Raw genomic sequence first — 20,015 nt, forward strand, 5'->3', positions numbered from 1 at the left:
AGCTGCCAGTCCTCATCGAGGCGAACAAATTCCGACGGCTGCACCGAGCACTCCATGGCCTTCTCCTTCCATACGCAATGGAGAAGAGCATATCTCAAATTGATATTTTAAGTTAGCGCATATGCGCGAACGCGGGCATCCATGCTGGCCTGACCACTGAGCCTGTCTAAAAGATTGCCGCCTCACACAGCTGGACATCAAGTCAAACCGGGCGTGACGCAATAGGACAAATCAGTGCGCCTGCTCCCAGTTCGGCCCAAAACCGACTTCGGCCAACAACGGCACCTTCAAGTTCGCCACGCCCGCCATGATGCACGGCACCTCGGTGCGCACCCACTCGACTTCCGACTCGGGCACCTCGAACACCAGTTCGTCGTGCACCTGCATGATGACCTTGGTGGCCTTGCCCTGTTCGTCGAGTGCCTTTTGCACCGCTACCATGCTCAGCTTGATCAGGTCGGCCGCTGTGCCCTGCATGGGTGCATTGATGGCGGCGCGTTCGGCCCCGGCTCGACGCGGGCCGTTGGGGCTGTTGATCTCGGGCAGCATCAGGCGGCGGCCAAACACGGTTTCCACATAGCCCTTGGCCTTGGCCTGTTCGCGGGTGTCGTCCATGTAACGTTTGACGCCCGCAAAGCGCTCGAAGTAGCGGGTGATGTAGTTCTTGGCCGCCGTGTTGTCGATGCCCAAGGCCTTGGCCAAGCCAAAAGCACTCATGCCGTAGATCAGGCCGAAGTTGATGGTCTTGGCGTAGCGGCGCTGCTCGCTGCTCACCGTGTCGGGCGTGGCGCCAAACACCTCGGCCGCTGTGGCCTTGTGCACGTCCAGGCCTTCGTGGAAGGCCTTGAGCAAGGCCGCGTCGTCGCTCAGGTGCGCCATGATGCGCAGCTCGATCTGGCTGTAGTCGGCGCTGGCGATCACGCAGCCTGCGGGGGCCACAAAGGCCTCGCGCACCTTGCGGCCCTCGGCGGTGCGCACCGGGATGTTTTGCAAATTGGGCTCGTTGCTCGACAGGCGGCCTGTGACGGCCACCGCCTGCGCGTAGTTGGTGTGCACCCGGCCCGTTCGCGGCAAGGCCAGCTGCGCCAGCTTGTCGGTGTAAGTGCCTTTGAGCTTGCTCAGGCTGCGATGCTCCAGAATGCGGGCGGGCAGCGGGTAGTCTTCGGCCAGTTTTTCCAGCACCTCTTCGTCGGTGCTGCGTGCGCCCGTGGCGGTTTTCTTGATGACGGGCAAGCCCAGCTTGTCAAAAAAGATCTCGCCCAGCTGCTTGGGGCTGGCCAGGTTGAAGGGCTGACCTGCGATCTCGTAGGCCTCGGTTTCGAGCTGCACGATGCGCTCACCCAGCGCCTGGCTTTGCGCGGCCAGCGTGGGCGCGTCGATCAGCACTCCGTTGCGCTCGATGCGGTAGAGCGCTTCGCTGGTCTGAATCTCCAAGTCGTAGACAAACTTGAGGCCCGCATGCGCCTCGATCTGCGGCCACAGCGCCAAGTGCACGTCCAGGCACTGGTCCGAGTCTTCGCACGAGTAATGCGCCGCTTTGTCCACATCGACTTGTGCAAACGGAATCTGGTGCGCACCCTTGCCGCACAGTTCTTCGTAGGTCACGCCCCGGCGACCCACATGACGCTCGGCCAAGCTTGAAAGGCCGTGTGGCTTGTGCACTTCGAGCACATAGCTCTCCAGCATGGTGTCGTGGGCATAGCCCAGCACTTCGATGCCATGGTTGGCAAACACATGGCGGTCGTATTTGATGTTCTGACCCAGCTTGTGGCGGGCCGGGTTTTCCAGCCAGGGCTTCAATTTGGCCAGCACATCGGCCAGCGGCAGCTGCTCGGGCGCACCCGGGCCGTTGTGGGCCAGCGGGATGTAGGCCGCCTCGCCGGGCGTGACGCTCAGCGAAATGCCCACAATCTCGGCACGCATGGCGTCCAAAGAAGTGGTTTCGGTATCGATGGCGGTGAGCGGTGCTTGTTCGATGCGGGCCAGCCATTGGTCGAACGTGACCCAGTCGAGCACCGTGTCGTATTTGAGTTCGCCTTGCACCGCGCTGGCGGCTGTGTCCAATTCGGGCAATGCCGCGGGTTCTTCTTGAGCCGCGCCGAACAAATCGCCCATGCCCGTGTCTTTGGGTTTGGCTGCTTTTTTCGCCACAGGCGCAGGCATGGCCCCACCCAGCGATTGCACCAGCCCTTTGAAGCCGTATGTCTGATAAAAATTCAGCAGCTTGTCTTTGTCGGGCTCGTGCAGGTGCAGGCTGGCCAGCGACGGCAAACCGGGCACCCAGCCGTTCAGGTCGCAGTCGGTTTTCATGGTCACCAGCGCCCGGCCCTTGGGCAGCCAGTTCACCGCCTGGCGCAGGTTTTCGCCCGCCACGCCCTTGATCTCGTGGGCATGCGCCATCAAGTTGTCGAGCGAGCCGTATTCGAGCAGCCACTTGGCCGCTGTCTTGGGGCCGACCTTGTGCACACCGGGTACGTTGTCCACCGGGTCGCCCACAAGGGTCTGGTAGTCGATCATCAGAGACGGCGGCACACCAAACTCTTCGGTCACGCCCGCCACATCGCGAACCTTGCCGTTCATCGTGTCGATGATGGTGATGTGTGCGTTGACCAGCTGGCTCAGGTCCTTGTCCCCGCTCGACACCGTGACCTCGATGCCCTGCTGGGCGGCGGTGTGGGCCAGCGTGGCGATCACGTCGTCGGCCTCCACGCCGGGCACGTCCAGCACGGTCCAGCCCATCAGGCGCACCAGTTCGTGGATGGGTTCAATCTGCGTGCGCAGGTCGTCAGGCATGGGGCTGCGGTGGGCCTTGTACTCGGGGTACAACTCGTCGCGGAAGGTTGGGCCTTTGGCGTCGAACACGCAGGCCGCGTAGGTGGCCGGCACATCCTTGCGCAGCCGCTCCATCATGTTGATCATGCCGCGGATGGCCCCGGTGGCAGGGCTGCTCGGGTCACCCGGCACCGCCCGCAGGTCGGGCATGGCGTGGAAGGCACGGTACAAATAGCTGGAGCCGTCCACCAGCAAGAGGGTCGGTTGGGATGTGTCGGGGGTGTTGTCGCTCATCCCCCGATTGTGTACCGGGTTAATGCTTTTTCGTCTCCCACCAGATCGGGACCCGGGTTTGCGCCGGGGCGATGTGGCAAAGCGAAGCGCCTCTGAGCTCCGGCGCAAACCCGGGTCCCGATCCCCCAACCTCGGCCCAGGCCCCACACACCATCGCCCCACCAACAGGCAGACCCGCAAAGGGCTGGGTGCGCAGGGCCTCAGAGGCGCTTCGCTTTGCCACATCGGCCCTGCGCACCCAGCCCTTGGCGGGTCATTATTGAGTTTTCGCCCTCTACAATCGATGTTTTCCCACCCACGCCAGCACCACTTCTGGCTTTTGACCCTCTTCCCATGGCGGTATTCACCGAAGTCACCGAAACCCAGGCCAACGACCTGATGCAAGCCCTGAACCTGGGGACCTTGACCGAATTGCGCGGCATCGAGGGCGGCATTGAAAACACCAACTACTTCGCCACCACCGAACAAGGCGAGTACGTGCTCACCCTGTTCGAGCGCCTGACCCACGAGCAGCTGCCGTTTTACCTGTTTTTGATGAAACACCTGGCCGGGCGCGGCATCCCGGTGCCTGACCCGGCCGCCAACCGCGATGGCGATGTGCTGCACACGGTGAGCGGCAAACCGGCCGCCGTGGTCAACAAACTGGCAGGCAAAAGCCAGCTGCAGCCCCAGGCCGTGCACTGCGCTGCCGTGGGCGACATGCTGGCGCGCATGCACCTGGCCGGAAGCGACTACAACCGCAGCCAACCCAACCTGCGCGGCCTGCCCTGGTGGAACGAAACCGTGCCCGTGGTGCTGCCTTACGTGGACGAAGCACAGGCCGCCTTGCTGCGCAGCGAACTGGCCTACCAAAACCATGTGGCCGCCAGTGCCGCTTATGCTGGCCTGCCCCGTGGCCCGGTGCATGCCGATCTGTTCCGCGACAACGTCATGTTTGACGGCGAGCAGCTCACGGGCTTTTTTGATTTTTACTTTGCAGGCGTGGACACCTGGCTGTTTGACCTGGCCGTGTGCCTGAATGACTGGTGCATCGATTTGCCCAGCGGAGCACACCAAGCCGAACGCGCCCGGGCCATGGTGCAGGCCTACAACCAGGTGCGCCCCCTGAGTGCCGCCGAGCGCGACTTGCTGCCTGCCCTTTTGCGCGCAGGGGCTTTGCGTTTCTGGATTTCCCGCCTGTGGGACTACCATCTGCCCCGGGAAGCCTCCATGCTCAAGCCCCACGACCCCACGCATTTTGAGCGCGTGCTGCGTGCCCGGGTAAAACACCCTGTTTTGGCCTCTGCCCTCGTCTGACACCATGAATCTGCAAATTGTTCCTGCCCGCACCGGCCTGCATTGGGCCACCCAAGGCGTGCGCACGTTCTGGCAGCAACCCCTGGCCATGTCCGGCTTGTTTTTTCTGTTCATGGCCACCGTGTCGCTGGTGTCCATCGTGCCTTTCATCGGTGGCGCCTTGGCGCTGGTGCTGCTGCCAGCGCTGACGCTGGGCATGATGGTCGCCACGCAGACCGCGCTGCAAGGCAAATTTCCCATGCCCAGCGTCTTGTTCAGCGCACTCAAGGCCGGGTCCCAACGCAAAAGCATGTTCCAGCTGGGCGGCTGGTACGCCGTGTTGTTTCTGGGCGTGATGGTGGTGTCGATGCTGGCCGACGGTGGCACTTTTGCCAAGGTCTATTTCGGTGGTAGCCCCATGACGCCCGAAGTGGTCAACAGCCCATCCTTTCAGACCGCTTTGTGGGTGTCGATGGTGCTCTACATCCCGGTGTCCATGATGTTTTGGCACGCCCCCGCGCTGGTGTACTGGCATGGTCTGCCAGCGGCCAAAAGCCTGTTTTTCAGCTTCGTGGCATGCTGGCGCAACTTGAAGGCATTTGCCGTTTACCTGCTGGTCTGGATCGGCATTTTCACCGGCTCAGGCATTTTGGCCTTGCTGATCGCCAGCTTGCTGGGTGATCCCCAGCTGATGATGGCGGTCCTCATGCCCATGGCCTTGATGGTGGCAGCCATGTTCTTCACGTCCATGCTGTTCACCGTGCAGGACTGCTTCAGCGCCAGCCCCGAAGGGCCGGTTTGACCAACAGGGCCTCCTCCGGCCCTTGACTGCGCCTCAGTGGTGGTGGCCGTGCGCCCCATGCGCGTGGCGGTGCGTCACCTCTTCGGCTGAAGCCGCCCGCACGTCCAGCACTTTCAGACTCAAGGTCAGGTGCTGACCGGCCCAGGGGTGGTTGCCGTCCAGAATCACCTTGTCGCCCTTGATCTTGAGCACGTTGAACACCTGTTCGCGCCCATCGGCCGTGCGCCCACGCAGCTGACCGCCCACTTTGACACCGGGCGGAAACTCGCTTTTGGGGATGGTCTGCACCAGGCTCTCGTCGCGCTCGCCAAAGGCATCGGCCGGTGCCAACTTCAAGGTGGTGCTGAAACCCACGTCCTGCCCTTCCAGCGCGGCTTCGATTTTGGGGAAGGTGTTGTCGTAGCCGCCGTGCAAATACGAGGTGGGCTCTTGCGCCTTGTCCAGCAACTGGCCTTGGGCGTTGGTCACCTTGTACTGCATGGTGACGACGGTGTCTTGGGTGATTTTCATGGCGTCTTTCAAAAGAGACATCGGGTTTAAACCACGGTGAGTTTGGCCACGCTCAGCGCCAGCCATTTCACGCCGTGGCGAGGGAAATTGACCTGGGCGCGGGCGTCTGCGCCCACGCCTTCCACCGCCAGCACCTTGCCCTCGCCAAATTTGGTGTGGAACACGTTCTTGCCTGCGGTGATGCCATGCTCGGGTTCGGCTTTTTGGACTGGCACAGGTGGGCTTTTGTAGGTTTCGGTGCTCAAGCTGCTTTGGCCCCAAGCCGGACGGGCATGACGGTTGAAGGCCGGGGTTTGCGGCCAGCCACCGCCCGATGTGCTGGCACCCCCGCCTCCTGAGCTGCCCAGATTGGAGAAGCCGCCGTTTTTGGGCGTGACCCACTTGAGGCACTCCTCGGGCAACTCGTCCAGAAAGCGGCTTTTCAGGTTGTAGCGGGTCTGGCCGTGCAGCATGCGGGTTTGCGAATGGCTCAAATACAAACGCTTGCGGGCGCGGGTGATGGCCACGTACATCAGGCGGCGCTCTTCTTCCAGCCCGTCAAAATCGTTCATCGCGTTTTCATGCGGGAACAGCCCCTCTTCCAGACCGGTGATGAACACCGCATCGAACTCCAGACCCTTGCTGGCGTGCACCGTCATGAGCTGCACCGCGTCTTCGCCCGCTTGCGCCTGGTTGTCACCAGCTTCGAGCGAAGCATGGGTGAGGAATGCGGCCAAGGGGCTCATGATCACGCCGTCTTCGCTGAACTCGTCAACCGTGCCCAGGTCTGCGTTTGTTGAGTCGCTCAAGCCTTGGCTGGCCGGGCTTTGCGACAAGGCTTGCGGCAAAGCCACCGCGCTGCGGCCAAAACCCTCTTGCGTGACAAAACTCTCGGCGGCGTTGACCAGTTCTTCCAGGTTCTCGACACGGTCCGCACCTTCTTTTTCGGTGCGGTAGTGGTTCACCAGGCCGGTCTTGTCGAGCACCAGGTCGATGATCTCGCGCAGCGTCAGCCCTTCCGTCTGCTCGCGCAGCACATCGACCATGGCCACAAACGCCGCCAGATTGGCCCCGGCCTTGCCGGTGGTGGCGCTCACTGCGTCGTGCAGCGAGCAGCCAGCGGCGCGGGCCGCGTCTTGCAGTTGCTCGATGGAACGCGCCCCGATGCCACGCGGCGGAAAGTTGACCACCCGCAAAAAGCTGGTGTCGTCGTTGGGGTTCTCCATCAGGCGCAGATAGGCCAGCGCGTGCTTGATCTCGGCGCGTTCAAAAAAGCGCAAACCGCCATACACGCGGTACGGAAACCCGGCGTTGAACAGCGCGGTCTCCAGCACCCGGCTTTGCGCGTTGCTACGGTACAGCAGCGCGATTTCCTTGCGCTCAAAACCGTCTTGCTTGACCAGTTGGCGCAGCTCCTCCACCAGCCACTGGGCCTCGGCAAAGTCGGACGGCGATTCGACCACCCGCACCGGTTCGCCCGCGCCCTGATCGGTGCGCAGGGTTTTGCCCAGGCGCGTCTTGTTGTGGCTGATCAGCTGGTTGGCCGAGTCCAGGATGTTGCTGAAACTGCGGTAGTTCTGCTCCAGCTTGATCTGGTGCTGCACCTGAAACTCGCGCACAAAGTCGGCCATATTGCCCACACGTGCCCCGCGAAAGGCGTAAATGCTTTGGTCGTCATCACCCACCGCCAGGATGGCACCCTCGGTGCCCTCGCCCGGCAAGCCCACCAGCAGCTTGAGCCAGGCGTATTGCAACTTGTTGGTGTCCTGAAACTCGTCCACCAGCACATGCCGAAAACGGTGGCGGTAATGCTCGCGCACATGCGCGTTGTCGCGCAGCAATTCATACGAGCGCAGCATCAGCTCGCCAAAGTCCACCACGCCTTCGCGCTGGCACTGCTCTTCGTACAACTGGTACAGCTCCACCTTGCGGCGGGTTTCGTCGTCGCGCACAGGCACATCACCCGGACGCTGACCGTCTTCTTTGCAGCCTGAGATGAAATACTGCACCTGCTTGGGCGGAAAGCGGTCTTCGTCCACATTGAACTGCTTGCACAGGCGCTTGATGGCCGACAGCTGGTCTTGTGTGTCAAGAATCTGAAAGGTCTGCGGCAAACCCGCCAGCTGGTGATGCGCCCGCAAAAACCGGTTGCACAGGCCGTGGAAAGTGCCGATCCACATCGCATTCACATTGACCGGCAGCATGGCTTGCAGGCGCAGCTTCATCTCCTTGGCGGCCTTGTTGGTGAAGGTCACCGCCAAAATGCCGCCGGGCGAGACCTGAGAGGTTTGCAGCAGCCAGGCGATGCGCGTGGTCAGCACACGGGTCTTCCCCGAGCCTGCGCCCGCCAAAATCAGCGCATGCTCGGCAGGCAAAGCCACCGCACGGTGCTGCTCGTCGTTGAGCTGGGCCAGCAAGGGGGAAGAAGTATTCGAGGCGGTGTCTGACTGCATAGGGGGAGATTGTAGGAACTAAGTGGCTCGCCGCTTTGTCCGAAACAAGCCGTCAGGCAATGCGGGTAGAATCAGACACCGGGCCCAAGATTCTTGCGCCCGGTTTTTTTTGCCCTGAACCTGCAACGGGTTCCCTCCAAGGGCCAGAAAACCGGCCAGGCCAAGCGCTCACTCGTTCTTTCAACGAATCCCTTTTTGGAGCTTGGTTTTCTCATGGAAATTTTTGACTACGACAACATCCTGCTTTTGCCACGCAAGTGCCGCGTGGAAAGCCGTTCAGAGTGCGACGCGAGTGTCACGCTGGGCAGCCGCACCTTCCGCTTGCCGGTGGTGCCTGCCAACATGAAGACGGTGGTGGATGAGAACATCTGCCTGTGGATGGCGCAAAACAACTACTTTTATGTCATGCACCGCTTTGACCTGGACAACGTCCAGTTCGTTCGCGACATGCACGCCCAGGGCGTTTACGCCTCGATCTCGCTGGGCGTGAAAGCCCCCGACCGCGCCACCGTGGACGAATTGGCTGCAGCGAAGCTGGTGCCCGAGTACATCACCATCGACATCGCCCACGGCCACGCCGACAGCGTGCGCGACATGATCGCATACATCAAAGGGAAGCTGCCCACCAGCTTCGTGATCGCGGGCAACGTGGCCACCCCCGAGGCCGTGATCGATCTGGAAAACTGGGGCGCTGACGCGACCAAAGTGGGCGTGGGCCCGGGCAAGGTCTGCATCACCAAGCTCAAGACCGGTTTTGGCACGGGCGGCTGGCAGCTGTCGGCCCTCAAGTGGTGCGCCCGCGTGGCGACCAAGCCCATCATCGCCGACGGCGGCATCCGCAGCCACGGCGACATCGCCAAGAGCATCCGCTTCGGTGCGAGCATGGTCATGATCGGTTCGCTGTTTGCTGGCCACGAAGAGTCCCCCGGCAAGACCGTGGAGGTCGATGGCGCCTTGTTCAAGGAGTACTACGGCTCGGCCAGCGACTTCAACAAGGGCGAGTACAAGCACGTGGAAGGCAAGCGCATTCTGGAGCCCATCAAAGGCAAGCTGGCCAACACGCTCATTGAGATGGAACAAGACGTGCAAAGCTCGATCAGCTATGCCGGTGGCACCAAGCTGATGGACATCCGCAAAGTCAACTACGTGATCCTGGGCGGTGACAACGCGGGTGAACACCTGTTGATGTAAGTCGACTTAGGTCATGCCCGCGCACACGGGCATCCATCGCAGCCAAAGCCATGGGCCCCCGATAAAGTCCGGGGCGACAACACCTCTTTGTCATACCCGTGCACACGGGTATCTAGGACAGCCGAAGCCATGGGCCCCCGATCAAGTCGGGGGTGACGACTTCAAAAAATGCCCCCCGATCATTTCGGGATGACCAAATTGCTTTGGCCATTCAGCGCAAGGCCCCCAGCGCCAGCATCAGGCCGCTGATGACCAGCAGACCGCAGATGATTTGTCGCAAGCGTGCTGCGGGCACCCGGTGTGCCACGCGGTGACCCAGCCACACACCGACCAGGGCCACCCCCATCAGCACGGTCCAACGTTGCCAGAGCAGCCCACTCGACAAACGCCCCTCCCAAGCCATGCCGAGCAGCACCGTGGCGGCTGCGGCCGTAATGATCATGGGTGTGCTAGCCCGCATCTGCTGCACGTCACTCAAGCGCCGGTTGAGCCAGGCCACCACCAAAGGCCCTGCTGTGCCAAACAGCATCTCCACCAGCCCGATCGCCGTGCCCACCGGGTATGCCCACCCCATGGCCACCGTCGCTTGAGAAGCTGTACGGGGTCGCAAAGCATTCAACCCGGCAGCCGCCACGTACAAACCCAGCAACAGCAGGGGCCACCGGGCACTCATGTGCTGCATGAGCCACAAGCCGACCAGCGTGCCCACCACCATGCCCGGCAACAAGCGGCGCAGCTCACGCCACTGCACCCGTCGCCAGTTGAGGCCACTGTGAAACGCCGATGCGGGCACATCCATCAGCAGAGTCAAGGCCACCACCTCGGGCAAGGGCCAGTTCCAGGCCAGCAAAGGCACCACCACCAAGGCCGAGCCAAAGCCGCTCAGGCCCAGCACGGTGTACCCACCCAAAACCACCGCGATGGGCAGCAACCACTCTTGCATGTGAAATCCTTGTTGTTCTCAATCGGTGAGCTGACGGGTCACAAACTCCCTGAAGACCGACATGATGGGCAATTCGGTGCGGCCCGCCAAGGTGATCAGCGCCAGAAGTGCCCCTGCGCGGAAAGACGGGTCCATGGTCAGCTCCACCAGCGAACCGCTGGCCAGTCCCTGCCGCGCGGCCCCCAAAATCCCCAGATAAATGGCATCGGTCTGCTGCACCACATCGATCAAGCTGGGAATTTCCTCGCACTGTAAGGTGGTCATGTGGGCCGGATTGGCGCGCGGACCGTAATGGTCCACCATGATGCGGGCCACCTCTTGCGACAAAGGGGTAGACGCCATCGGATACGCCAACAAGGCGTCAAAAGGCACTTGGTCAGGGAATTGAGCCAGGATCGGATGCCCCCGGCGACACACAAAGCCGGCCCGCAGTTCAACGATGTGCGCCATATTCAGATCGGGTGCGGTCGCCACCCGCCGCACGTCCACGACCAAGGCATCCAGTTGCCGCTCGCGCAGTTGCATGAGCTGCAATTCGGTGGAACCACGGGACACGGCCACCTGCACGCTCGGGTGGTGCTCGGCCATGTATTTCAACCAAGGCGTCATCAACATGGCCCCCGGCCCCGAACCCAGCCCCACCCGCAAGCTGCCCATGCCCCCTTGCTGCAACAGCGCAGCACCCTGTTTGAGCTCTTGTGCTTCGTGCACGATGCGCCGCGCCCGCTCCAGCACCGATCGGCCCAGCGGCGTCAGTTCATTCTTTTTGCCCACCCTGTCGACCAAGGGACCACCCAAGTCGTCTTCCAGCACCTGGATGCTGCGACTCAATGCCGATTGGGTGATGTGCAGCTTCTCGGCCGCACGGCTGAAAGAACCGGTCTCGGCCAGGGCCAGCCAATGCGCAAGGTGCTTGAGGTTCATGTATTCATTTTATGAATGAAAACGAGAAATATAAGTCATTTGACACATAAATACTGTGTTTCTAGTATCCATCCTGCGTTATTTTTCATATCCATAACCCAACGGAGACAAAACATGCACAAGACTTCATCTTTTCGCCGCCTGCTGCTGGCTTCACTGGCTGGCTTGACCGTGCTGGGCGCCCAAGCCCAGACTTTCCCCAACAAACCTGTGAGCCTGATGGTGCCCTACCCTGCAGGCGGCCTGTCGGACGTGATCGCTCGCATGGTCAACGTGCCGCTGGGCAAGCAATTGAATCAGCCTGTGATCGTTGAAAACCTGGGCGGCGTGAGCGGTGCGATTGCCGCACAAAAGGTGCTCAGTGCCCCGTCGGACGGCTACTACCTGTTCCAAGGTTCACCCAATGAGCTGATTTTGTCACCACTGGCCAACGCAGCGGTCAAGTTCAAGAGCGAGGACTTCCGCCTGGTGCAAATCGTCGGTGCCGCCCAGATCGCCTTTTTGGCGCGCAGAGACATCCCGGCCAACTCGGTGGATGAATTCCTCGATTACGCCCGCAAAATGGCCAAGGAAGGCAAGCCTGTCACTTATGCCTCGGTCGGCCCGGGCTCCTTTTACCACTTGCTGGGCGAGCAATTGTCCAAAGTGACAGGCATCCCGATGACGCACATTCCTTACAAAGGCGGAGCGCCTGCCAACCAGGACCTGATCGGCGGTCAAGTGGACATTTTCCTGGCCCCCTTTGGCAAAGCCTACAGCGATCTGGCCAAAGACGGCCGCATCAAGATTTTGGCCATGCTCAACAAGGAGCGCCTGGAAGGCGTCAAGCAGTACCCGGCCATCACCGAAAGCAAGCAGCTCAAGAACTTTGACTTCAACATCTGGACTGGCTATTTCGTGAAGAAAGACACACCAGAAGCGGTCGTTCAGTCTCTGCACAAAGCGCTCACGGAAACCCTCAACGACGCAGGTGTGCGCACAGGTCTGGACGCGAACAGCCTGCTGGTCGCCAAGCCCTTGCCTTTGTCCGAGCTGAGCAAGGTCTACAGCGACGGCACCGCCCAGTTCCGCGCCATTGCCAAATCGATCAACCTGCAACCGCAGTGATCGAACGGGGGGCGTCCCAGTACGCCCCCCTTGACGCTTACAGGCGTGAGCAACTGCACGCCGCATCTGGTTTTTAAACCCCAGCGCTCTTTTGAGCCTTCAACAGAAAACATCATGAAAGTCAAAACCCTTCTCAGCGAACTTGTTCTGGTCGCCAGCAGTTTCAGTGCGGCATGGGCGCAAACCTACCCCGCCAAAACCATCAGCCTGATCGTGCCCTACCCGGCCGGGGGGCCTTCTGACTTTTTTGCCCGCAGGGTGCAACCTGACGCATCTGCCAAGCTGGGGGCGACCATGATCATCGAGAACGTGGGTGGTGCCGGTGGTGTGATCGGCATGAGCCGTCTGATCAATGCACCCGCTGATGGCCACACCCTGAGTGCGGGCAGCCCCATGGAACTGGTGCTGGCACCGATGGCGATCCAAGGCGTGAAGTACAAATCCGAAGACTTCAAATTGGTCGCGCAATTCACCACCACCAACACCATCCTGGTGGTGCGCAACTCGCTCAACGTCAAAACGGTAGATGCCCTGCTGGCTGCGGCCCGTAAAAATCCGGACAAACCGATGAGCTTTGGCAGCGTGGGGCCTGGTTCCCTGTACCACCTGATCGGTGAAAAATTCTCCCAGGTGACCAAAGTCCCGATGTTGCACGTGCCCTACAAAGGCATCGCGCCCTTGTTGTCCGACCTGATGGGTGGCCAGATCGACATGGCTTTTCTGCCCATGGGTGGCTCCATCCCTGCCACCATCATGGAAGGCAAAATTCAGGGCCTGGCCGTGACCTCCAAAACACCACACCCCCTGTTCAAGCAATTCCCCCCAATGGCCGCCATGAAGGGCCTGGAAGCCATGGAATTTGACATCTGGGCCGGCATTCAAGTGCACAAAAACACCCCGGACCATGTGGTCTCCGCTTTGAACAAGGCTTTTTATGCCGCGGTTGAAGTGCCCGAGACCCGCAAAGCCTTTGAGGCCAACGGCAACGTGATCCTGCCTTCACGCACCCCCGCCGAGCTGGCCCGTGTGTACCAAGGCGAGATCGAGCGCTACCGTGCGATCGCCAAATCGATTAACCTGCAACCTCAATAAACCTTTCACACCGCAAGAGGTCAGCCCATGAATGCACCCAGTGACGCTTTTTTGCACGACAAGCTCCAATCCCTGCAAGCGCAAGCGGATGAGTTCATCGCGGTGCGCCGCGACATCCACAAGCACCCGGAGATGGGCTACAAGGAGTACCGGACCAGCGACCTGGTGGCCGAGCAACTGAACGCCTGGGGCTATCAGGTCACGCGCGGCCTCGGCGGCACGGGCCTGGTGGGGCAGATCAAAAAAGGCACGGGCAGCAAGAGCATCGGCATCCGTGCCGACATGGACGCGCTGCCCATCGACGAAGCCACCGGTCTGCCCTATGCCAGCTGCAACGTGGGCATCATGCATGCCTGCGGCCACGACGGGCACACCGCCATGCTGCTGGCAGCGGCCAAGCACATCGCGCAAAAAGGCCATTTTTCAGGCACTGTGAACCTCATCTTCCAACCGGCAGAAGAAGGCCTGGGCGGGGCCAAGAAGATGATGGAAGACGGCCTGTTCAAGCAGTTCCCCTGCAACGCCATCTTCGCCATGCACAACATGCCTGGTCAACCGCAAGGTCACTTGGTCTTGCGTGACGGCTCAGCCATGGCGTCTTCTGACAACGTGACCATCACCTTGCACGGCAAAGGCGGGCACGGCGCCATGCCCCACATGGCCGTTGACCCGGTGGTGGCCGGCTCGGCCATCGTCATGGGCTTGCAAAGCATCGTGGCGCGCAACGTCGATCCGCAACAGATGGCCATCATCACCGTGGGTGCCTTCAACGCCGGGGTGGCCAATAACGTGATCCCGCAAACCGCCACGCTGCGCCTCAGCGTGCGCTCGCTCGACCGCGATGTGCGCATCCTGCTCGAAAAACGCATCACCGAGCTGGTCCATGCGCAAGCGCAAAGCTACGGCGTCACCGCCGAGATCGACTACCAGCGCGGCTATCCCGTGCTGGTCAACCACCTGCAAGAGACCGACTTTGCACGCGCGGTGGCCGAAGAACTGGTGGGCCCCGACAAGGTGGTGCGCCAGGGCCGCGCACTCAACGGCAGTGAAGACTTTGCCTTCATGCTCGAAGAGGTGCCGGGCAGCTATTTGCTGATCGGCAACGGCGACGGCACAGGTGATGGCCACGGGGCGTGCATGGTGCACAACCCCGGCTACGACTTCAACGACAAAAACGTGGCCATCGGCTCAGCGTTCTGGTCGCTGCTGGTGGAGCGGTTCTTGCCGGCCTAAACTTTCAACAAGGTTCAAGCAAAAGGGCAAGCCAATTGGCTTGCCCTTTCTTTTTGGAGCGGTTCCTGCCAGCCTGAAGTCGAAGGTCTCCTTGTGGGAGGCTGCCCCTGCGGCCGAATGAAAACCGTCGGCTCAGGTGGGTGTCTGATGAATCAAAGTTTGGGCCAGTGTGTTCAGCCGAGAGCCCACACGCGTCAGCTCTGTCACCACGCTGAAGTGGTTCAAACCCGGCAAGTCTTCACACACTGGGACTGTCTTGGGGCCCCAGGCTTGGTGAATCAAGCGGTTGTGTCGCAAAAACTCGGGGCTCTCATCGCCTCCGACCACGGTGAACAAGACGCCCTTGCGGGGGCGTTGCCATTTGGCCGGGCTGGCCATGCGGACATGGGCGGGTGTGATGCGCAGATCCGCTTGCACAAATGGGGTCTTGCGCACAGGCTCCAGATCAAACAAGCCCGAGATGGACATGCTCTTGCGCACCAAGCCTGCGGGCAAATCGCGCCCCAGTTTTTTCCAGTCGCAAGCGAGCAACATGGCGGCCAGGTGACCGCCCGCCGAATGTCCGATGGCGGTGATGTTGCTGCGGTCACCGCCATGCTCGGCAATGTGCCGCCAGACCCAGGCCGTGGCACGGGCCGTCTGCAAGGCGATATCGGGAATCGTGACGGGTTGCTCGGGCGTGCCCGGGCACAGGGCGTAATTGACCACCACCACGCAGGCCCCCATGTCACGCAGCGCAGGGGCGACAAAGGAGTGGTCGGACTTGTCCAGGCTGCGCCAGTACCCGCCGTGGATGAAAACCACCACAGGTGCGTTGGCGCGGGCCGCCGGAAAAATGTCCAGCGTCTCATTGGGGCCGTCGCCATAAGGCACGTCCAGGAGAGGCTTGAGCGTCTCACGTGCTTGGACTGAAGCGTTTTTCCAGTGCGCAAAGTGGTCGGCAAAATCGGGCACCAGCGCCCGGTTGTTGTACATGCGGTCGTGCCAGGCGGCGTCTTTGATGGGCATGGATGTCTCCTGTTTTAGATTTAGATTTAGATTTTCATTTCCAGACGCAGCTGGATGTTGCGCCAGTTGCGGTCGGTGGTGCGGGCGGTCTCGCTCTGGGTGCCCGTGTTGAATGTGGTGGCAGTCTCGTAGTCACGCGGCAGCAAGTTGCTGACCGTTAACCGCAAGGCGGTCCCGGCCGAAAAACGCCACAGACCGTACACATCGACCACACGTTTGATGCCTTGGTAGGACAGCTGTTCCTGGCTGCGCCGCGTCTCGTAGTCCGGGTTCCAGTTGACATTGCCGCCCAAGGTCAAGGGCATGCCGCGCAGCCGGTAATCGGCCCCCAGATTGGCGGTCATGCTGGGCTGTTGGTCCAGTCGGTTGTCGGGGCCGGGCACATCTTTCACCTTGGATCGGAAAAAGCTGATGTTGCTGCGGATGTCCACAGGCCAAGCCTGAGTCCAGGCCTGGTTCAAGCGGAACTTGGCTTCCAGCTCAAGACCTTGGGTGACGGCATCACCCACGTTTTGGGGAGAGGAGACACAACGCGCTCCGCCGTTCACACAAGTGGTGGTGGTTTGGTAACGGATCAGGTCTTGAATGTTGCGCCGGAACACATTGGCGCTGAGCACACCACCACCCTCCAGATAACGCTCAAAACCCAAATCAATGCCTGTGGCCAACTCGGGTTTCAGATCAGGGTTACCCACACGGTCAGGCTGGGTCGGCACGTTGTTACCTGGAACAGGATAATCGCGCGAATAACGCAGTGGCGCCACCATGTTGTAGAGCGTGGGCGTCTTGTAGCTGCGGGTCAGACTCATGCGCACTTGGTCGCGCTTGGCCGGGTCAGGCTTCCAAAGAGCATGGATCAAAGGTGTCCACACCTCGCTCTTGTTGCGCTTGAATTCTTCGCTCACCTGCCCCTCGGTCAGGATGCGCTCGTATCGAACGCCTGCATGAGCCGACCAGTTCGGGTTGATCTTGAATTCATCCTGGGTGTACATCGCCCAACGTGATGTGCGGGCCTTCAGGTTGCCACTGTCGTCACCCGCGCCAGCGCTGGCCTCTTCGACGCGGCGAACCCCTTCGTGCTCCACACCGCTGACCCACTGGTGGCCATTGTCCAGAACACGGGTCCACTTGCCATTCAGGCCGGTACTGCGGTCAGTGAACCGTTGCTCGTCCAGCGCATTGGACAAGAGCCCAGTGCGGTTGACAGCGGTCTGCGTGATCTGCTGGTTGTACTTGGCCTGGCCCAAGCCGAAACGCACTTCCAGCCGGTCATCGGCCGACAAGCGCTGGCTCCACTGGCCGTTCAATCGGGCTGCGGCGTAGCGGCTGTGGTTGTCGGTCAGCGCGGTGTCGGTGATGCTGGCGGACGTCAAACGCCGGGCATCGATCCGCCCTTGTGCCGCGTATTCGGAATAAATCAAAAAAGGCGTCAAGGTCAGGTTCTTGCCCTGCTCGCCTTTCCATTGCAAACGGGCATTCGCATGCACCCCTTGTCGGCGGCCCGACGAGTCGGACAGGCGCACTTGGTCATCCCGGTAATCCGAATCGATCGCGGTCACGCTTTCATCAGCACGTTGGTTGTCCATGGCCGACAAGGTGAAGGTTCCGTTCACCGGCTCGGTCTTGAGGTTGTGCACCCAATTGACCATGGTCGAGCCCTCGCCGTGCTCCTGGCTGCGGGTGAGTTTCAGATCATCGGGGTTGGCTTTTTGGCCCTCGCGCAGCACGATGTTGATGGTGCCGGCGATCGCACGGGCCCCGGTTTCCGCGGTCGGCGCCCGCAGGATCTCAATGCGCTCGACCTGTTCAGGGGTCAGTGAATCGACCGAAAAACCCGGCGGCATGCGTTCACCGTCCAGCAGGATCTGGGTGTAGCCACCCCCCAAGCCGCGCATCCGGATGGCCCCGCCACGGCCGGGTGCGCCTTGCACCGTCACGCCCGGCAAGCGCTTGAGGACGTCGCCGAGCGTCGCATCGCCTTGCTTGTCGATCTCTTCACGGCCAATCACGATCTTGGAGGCCGTGGACTCGCGGCGCACCTCAGAGTCGTTGTTGCGGTTGCTGCGGATCTCGACCTGCCCGAGATCGGTGGCCGCAGGCGTGGCTGAATCGCTTTGCGCCAAGGCGGTGCTGGACATCGCCAGAAACACAATCGCCGGACCCAAGCAGGTCCGTGGCAAAGGCCCACTGGGCCAGATCAAGGCATTGGAAACCAGAGAAAACGGAGGGTTGGAGCAGGTATCGCGCATGGGCCGATTTTGACAGTGTCAAATGACCGTTGTTCGACGCCTCTGCAAAGACCGGGCTTCACACCCGATCAATCACCCGACTTGAACAAGGCGGCCACCTTGCGCTTGGGTTTGATGTTGGCCGAGATGGCGGATCGAACCACTTTGGGGCCGCTGGGCTCCCAGCTGGGTGCAACGTCAGCGGCCGGAGCCTCGTAAGGTTTTTCAAAAAACGGATCGCGGTTGATCGGCGCGGGCCGGAAACCGCCACGGCGCTCATGCGGCGCATCCAGGGCATCACGGGGATCGTGCTCTCGGCGACGGCCTTCGTAAGCACGCGAACGGGGGCGATCCTCGGACCTTTCACCCCATTTTTCAGGCGCGGGACCCGTGGGGCGGGTGTCCAGCTGCAGGGTTTCAACCTCCAGCTTTTTCTTGATCAGCTTTTCAATATCGCCCACCAAACGCGTGTCGGAGGGGCTCACCAAAGTCACCGCCAGACCGGAGGCGCCAGCACGGCCTGTGCGGCCAATGCGGTGCACATAGTCTTCGGCGTTGAAGGGCACGTCAAAGTTGAAGACGGCAGGCACGTCCTTGATGTCCAGACCACGCGCGGCCACGTCGGTGCACACCAGCAAATCGACTTCACCTTGTTTGAAGGCTTCCAGTGCCTTGAGGCGCTCGTCCTGGCTCTTGTCGCCGTGCAAAGCGGCTGTGCGCAAGCCCTCGCGCTCGAGTGATCGGGCCAAACGGCCGCAACCGAGCTTGCTGTTGACAAAGATGAAGGCCTGCTTGATGCCCCGGTCGGTCAGCACCTTGCGGATCACGCGGCGCTTATCATCGTCTTGCGCGGCGTAAAAACGCTGCTCGACGGTGGAAGCGGTTTCGTTGGGACGCGCCACCTCGATGGTGATCGGGTTTTGCAAATAGCTGCCAGCCAGCCGCTTGATCTCGGGCGAGAACGTGGCGGAAAACAGCAATGTGGTGCGCTGCTTGGGCAGGTAGCTCAGGATGCGTTGCAGGTCGGGCAAAAAGCCGATGTCCAGCATGCGGTCGGCTTCGTCCAGCACCACATATTCGACCTGGTTGAGCACCGCGTTTTTGGCTTCGATGTGGTCGAGCAAGCGACCCGGCGTGGCGACCAGCACCTCAACGCCTTTTTTCAGCTCCAGCGTCTGGGGCTTCATGTCCATGCCGCCAAACACCACCGCGCTGCGAAGCTGGGTGTATTTGGCGTACATCTTGATCTGCTGGGCTACCTGGTCGGCCAGCTCACGGGTAGGCAGCAACACCAGGGCGCGCACCGGGTGACGAGCGGGCGAAGTAGAGGGGTTTTCGTGCTTGAGCAGTCGCTGCAGCAAAGGCAGCGAAAACGCGGCCGTCTTGCCCGTGCCCGTTTGGGCTGCACCCATGACGTCCTGACCTGTCAACACCACCGGAATGGCTTGGGCCTGGATAGGGGTCATGGATTCGTAGCCCATTTCGGCTACGGCTCGTGCCAGCGTGGGCGCCAGCGATAAATTGGAAAAAGAGTCGGTCATTAACCCGCTATTGTCTCATTTTGGGCTGACGACCCCGAAATCCGGTTTCGGCCCTCGGGTTTCAGGCCTCAGGTCTTGGGCAAAGTCACGCCCACTTGACCTTGGTATTTGCCGCCGCGGTCTTTGTAACTGGTCTCGCAGACCTCATCGCTTTCGAGGAACAGCACCTGCGCACAGCCTTCGCCCGCGTAGATTTTGGCGGGCAGTGGCGTGGTGTTGCTGAACTCCAGGGTCACATAACCTTCCCACTCTGGCTCGAAAGGCGTCACGTTGACGATGATGCCGCAGCGGGCGTAGGTGCTTTTGCCCAGGCAAATGGTCAGCACATTACGGGGAATACGGAAGTACTCCACCGTGCGGGCCAGCGCAAAGCTGTTGGGCGGAATGATGCAGACATCGCCTTCGATGTCCACGAAGCTGCGGTCGTCGAAATTCTTCGGGTCCACCACCGTGCTGTAGATGTTGGTGAACACCTTGAACTCAGGGGCACAGCGGATGTCATAGCCATAGCTGCTGGTGCCGTAACTCACAATTTTCTGACCTGCGGCGTTTTGACGGATCTGTCCCGGCTCAAACGGCTCAATCATGCCGTGCTGCTCGGCCATCCGGCGGATCCATTTGTCGCTCTTGATGCTCATGGTGTGCCTTTGTATCGATCGCGCT

At 61.1% G+C, this 20,015-nt stretch carries 15 protein-coding genes; 6 read left to right on the forward strand and 9 right to left on the reverse strand.

The window, feature by feature from the left end; translation table 11 throughout:
• Positions 1–231: 231 nt before the first annotated feature.
• Positions 232–3,066 carry a DNA polymerase I gene (gene polA, locus B9Z34_RS11605; protein WP_108428286.1) on the reverse strand — a complete coding sequence of 945 codons (2,835 nt, stop codon included), beginning with the start codon at positions 3,064–3,066 and terminating at the stop codon, positions 232–234.
• Positions 3,067–3,399: 333 nt separating this feature from the next.
• Here polA and B9Z34_RS11610 point away from each other — a divergent pair, with 333 nt between their 5' ends.
• A complete protein-coding gene (locus tag B9Z34_RS11610) occupies positions 3,400–4,362 on the forward strand; it encodes a homoserine kinase (RefSeq protein WP_108428287.1) in 963 nt (320 codons plus the stop codon).
• Positions 4,363–4,366: 4 nt separating this feature from the next.
• A complete protein-coding gene (locus tag B9Z34_RS11615) occupies positions 4,367–5,143 on the forward strand; it encodes a BPSS1780 family membrane protein (protein WP_108428288.1) in 777 nt (258 codons plus the stop codon).
• Positions 5,144–5,176: 33 nt separating this feature from the next.
• Here B9Z34_RS11615 and B9Z34_RS11620 read toward each other — a convergent pair whose 3' ends face one another.
• Entirely contained in the window at positions 5,177–5,653 is a 477-nt protein-coding gene (locus tag B9Z34_RS11620) for a peptidylprolyl isomerase (protein WP_108428289.1), read from the reverse strand.
• Positions 5,654–5,679: 26 nt separating this feature from the next.
• Positions 5,680–8,085 carry a UvrD-helicase domain-containing protein gene (locus B9Z34_RS11625; protein ID WP_108428290.1) on the reverse strand — a complete coding sequence of 802 codons (2,406 nt, stop codon included), beginning with the start codon at positions 8,083–8,085 and terminating at the stop codon, positions 5,680–5,682.
• 213 nt (positions 8,086–8,298) lie between these two features.
• Here B9Z34_RS11625 and B9Z34_RS11630 point away from each other — a divergent pair, with 213 nt between their 5' ends.
• On the forward strand, positions 8,299–9,276 hold the full coding sequence (locus B9Z34_RS11630) for a GMP reductase (RefSeq protein ID WP_108428291.1): 978 nt from the start codon (positions 8,299–8,301) through the stop codon (positions 9,274–9,276).
• A 211-nt stretch (positions 9,277–9,487) separates the two neighbouring features.
• On the opposite strand, the gene B9Z34_RS11635 is transcribed toward B9Z34_RS11630, so the two are convergent.
• Both B9Z34_RS11635 and B9Z34_RS11640 read right to left on the reverse strand, forming a co-directional pair.
• Positions 9,488–10,219 (reverse strand): sulfite exporter TauE/SafE family protein, encoded by a 732-nt coding sequence (locus tag B9Z34_RS11635; protein ID WP_108428292.1) that lies wholly within the window; start codon positions 10,217–10,219, stop codon positions 9,488–9,490.
• 18 nt (positions 10,220–10,237) lie between these two features.
• Positions 10,238–11,143, reverse strand: a complete 906-nt coding sequence (locus B9Z34_RS11640) for a LysR family transcriptional regulator (protein WP_108428293.1) — start codon at positions 11,141–11,143, stop codon at positions 10,238–10,240.
• A 114-nt stretch (positions 11,144–11,257) separates the two neighbouring features.
• Between B9Z34_RS11640 and B9Z34_RS11645 the strand changes: the two genes are divergently transcribed.
• The 3 genes from B9Z34_RS11645 to B9Z34_RS11655 all read left to right on the forward strand — a co-directional run bounded on the left by B9Z34_RS11645 (position 11,258) and on the right by B9Z34_RS11655 (position 14,575).
• The gene (locus B9Z34_RS11645; RefSeq protein WP_108428294.1) at positions 11,258–12,250 is read left to right on the forward strand and encodes a tripartite tricarboxylate transporter substrate binding protein; all 993 of its coding nucleotides are present in this window, start codon (positions 11,258–11,260) and stop codon (positions 12,248–12,250) included.
• A gap of 114 nt (positions 12,251–12,364) precedes the next feature.
• Positions 12,365–13,342, forward strand: coding sequence for a tripartite tricarboxylate transporter substrate binding protein (locus B9Z34_RS11650; protein WP_108428295.1), 978 nt, complete (start codon positions 12,365–12,367; stop codon positions 13,340–13,342).
• A gap of 27 nt (positions 13,343–13,369) precedes the next feature.
• Positions 13,370–14,575 (forward strand): M20 aminoacylase family protein, encoded by a 1,206-nt coding sequence (locus B9Z34_RS11655; RefSeq protein ID WP_108428296.1) that lies wholly within the window; start codon positions 13,370–13,372, stop codon positions 14,573–14,575.
• Between the two features lie 132 nt (positions 14,576–14,707).
• Here B9Z34_RS11655 and B9Z34_RS11660 read toward each other — a convergent pair whose 3' ends face one another.
• From B9Z34_RS11660 to dcd, 4 genes are all read right to left on the reverse strand, one after another.
• On the reverse strand, positions 14,708–15,583 hold the full coding sequence (locus B9Z34_RS11660) for an alpha/beta hydrolase (RefSeq protein ID WP_108428297.1): 876 nt from the start codon (positions 15,581–15,583) through the stop codon (positions 14,708–14,710).
• Positions 15,584–15,609: 26 nt separating this feature from the next.
• Positions 15,610–17,832 carry a TonB-dependent siderophore receptor gene (locus tag B9Z34_RS11665; RefSeq protein WP_108428298.1) on the reverse strand — a complete coding sequence of 741 codons (2,223 nt, stop codon included), beginning with the start codon at positions 17,830–17,832 and terminating at the stop codon, positions 15,610–15,612.
• Positions 17,833–17,900: 68 nt separating this feature from the next.
• Positions 17,901–19,352, reverse strand: coding sequence for a DEAD/DEAH box helicase (locus B9Z34_RS11670; protein ID WP_108428299.1), 1,452 nt, complete (start codon positions 19,350–19,352; stop codon positions 17,901–17,903).
• 68 nt (positions 19,353–19,420) lie between these two features.
• Positions 19,421–19,990 carry a dCTP deaminase gene (gene dcd, locus B9Z34_RS11675; RefSeq protein ID WP_090138747.1) on the reverse strand — a complete coding sequence of 190 codons (570 nt, stop codon included), beginning with the start codon at positions 19,988–19,990 and terminating at the stop codon, positions 19,421–19,423.
• Between the last annotated feature and the right edge of the window lie 25 nt (positions 19,991–20,015).

This window comes from Limnohabitans sp. Hippo3 (assembly GCF_003063665.1).
Lineage (GTDB): Bacteria > Pseudomonadota > Gammaproteobacteria > Burkholderiales > Burkholderiaceae_C > Limnohabitans_A.

What these genes read in the sequence shown, in the direction of transcription:
- polA (WP_108428286.1), bottom strand. Translation starts at nt 3,066, where the DNA reads ATGAGCGACAACACCCCCGACACATCCCAACCGACCCTCTTGCTGGTG.
- B9Z34_RS11610 (WP_108428287.1), top strand. Translation starts at nt 3,400, where the DNA reads ATGGCGGTATTCACCGAAGTCACCGAAACCCAGGCCAACGACCTGATG.
- B9Z34_RS11615 (WP_108428288.1), top strand. Translation starts at nt 4,367, where the DNA reads ATGAATCTGCAAATTGTTCCTGCCCGCACCGGCCTGCATTGGGCCACC.
- B9Z34_RS11620 (WP_108428289.1), bottom strand. Translation starts at nt 5,653, where the DNA reads ATGAAAATCACCCAAGACACCGTCGTCACCATGCAGTACAAGGTGACC.
- B9Z34_RS11625 (WP_108428290.1), bottom strand. Translation starts at nt 8,085, where the DNA reads ATGCAGTCAGACACCGCCTCGAATACTTCTTCCCCCTTGCTGGCCCAG.
- B9Z34_RS11630 (WP_108428291.1), top strand. Translation starts at nt 8,299, where the DNA reads ATGGAAATTTTTGACTACGACAACATCCTGCTTTTGCCACGCAAGTGC.
- B9Z34_RS11635 (WP_108428292.1), bottom strand. Translation starts at nt 10,219, where the DNA reads ATGCAAGAGTGGTTGCTGCCCATCGCGGTGGTTTTGGGTGGGTACACC.
- B9Z34_RS11640 (WP_108428293.1), bottom strand. Translation starts at nt 11,143, where the DNA reads ATGAACCTCAAGCACCTTGCGCATTGGCTGGCCCTGGCCGAGACCGGT.
- B9Z34_RS11645 (WP_108428294.1), top strand. Translation starts at nt 11,258, where the DNA reads ATGCACAAGACTTCATCTTTTCGCCGCCTGCTGCTGGCTTCACTGGCT.
- B9Z34_RS11650 (WP_108428295.1), top strand. Translation starts at nt 12,365, where the DNA reads ATGAAAGTCAAAACCCTTCTCAGCGAACTTGTTCTGGTCGCCAGCAGT.
- B9Z34_RS11655 (WP_108428296.1), top strand. Translation starts at nt 13,370, where the DNA reads ATGAATGCACCCAGTGACGCTTTTTTGCACGACAAGCTCCAATCCCTG.
- B9Z34_RS11660 (WP_108428297.1), bottom strand. Translation starts at nt 15,583, where the DNA reads ATGCCCATCAAAGACGCCGCCTGGCACGACCGCATGTACAACAACCGG.
- B9Z34_RS11665 (WP_108428298.1), bottom strand. Translation starts at nt 17,832, where the DNA reads ATGCGCGATACCTGCTCCAACCCTCCGTTTTCTCTGGTTTCCAATGCC.
- B9Z34_RS11670 (WP_108428299.1), bottom strand. Translation starts at nt 19,352, where the DNA reads ATGACCGACTCTTTTTCCAATTTATCGCTGGCGCCCACGCTGGCACGA.
- dcd (WP_090138747.1), bottom strand. Translation starts at nt 19,990, where the DNA reads ATGAGCATCAAGAGCGACAAATGGATCCGCCGGATGGCCGAGCAGCAC.